The organism is Streptomyces sp. NRRL B-24572 (genome assembly GCF_002156145.1).
In the GTDB taxonomy this organism is placed as follows: domain Bacteria; phylum Actinomycetota; class Actinomycetes; order Streptomycetales; family Streptomycetaceae; genus Streptomyces; species Streptomyces vietnamensis.
This window is the reverse complement of sequence record NZ_MWIG01001221.1, coordinates 1-751: the sequence shown is the minus strand read 5'-3', so window position 1 is coordinate 751 and position 751 is coordinate 1. Positions and strand designations below refer to the sequence as shown.

Sequence of the window (751 nt, the reverse complement as noted above, 5' to 3'; positions counted from 1 at the left end):
GACGACGCCCTCGCCCACCGCCTCGCGCGCGAACTCCACGAGGTGTACGGGGAGCAGGTCACGCTCCTGGTGCCGGCGCTGCCCGACGCGCCCCGCACGCCCGCCGGCCGCACCGGCCGGGCGCTCGCCCTGTTCGGCCGGGTGACCGCCGCCGTGACCCGCACCACCGGGACCGGTGCCGTGGCCGGATCCCCCGGGGACGATCCCACCGGCGTCCTGCGGGTCGTCGAGTCCGCGGAGGCGGACGACCGGGCCCTGACGGACGCCGGGGTCGAGCGCGCCGCCGCCCTCGCCCTCGTCCACGAGGACGACGAGGCCAACATCCGGGCCGCACTCACCGCCCGCCGGCTCAACCCCCGCCTGCGCCTGGTGATCCGGCTCTACAACCGCAAGCTCGGCCAGTACCTCGAAACCCTCCTCGACCAGGCCGCCGCCGTCGCCGAACCCGGCCTCGACCCCGAGAAGCTGGACGCCGCCACCACGGTCCTCTCCGACGTCGACACCGCCGCCCCCGGCCTCGCCGCGGCCGCCGTCGCGGGCACCAGCAAGGTGGTGCAGGCCGGGGGACTGCTGCTGCACGCCGTGGACCGGCCGCCCGTCGCGGGCCAGGCACCCGACCCCGGGCTCTGCACGCTCGCCCTGCTCTCCGCCACCGCCGGCGACCCGGTCGGCTGCGAGGGCTCCGAGCGCAGCGGCGACGCCGGCCCCCGCCTCCTGCCGGACGACCGGACGGTCGCCGGCGGTGGCGGAG

General features: G+C 78.4%; 1 protein-coding gene. It reads left to right on the top strand.

What is annotated here, in order from left to right; genetic code table 11:
- The coding region (locus tag CCN56_RS41430) for an NAD-binding protein (protein ID WP_179200183.1) at nt 1-751 on the top strand (751 nt) is incomplete at both ends.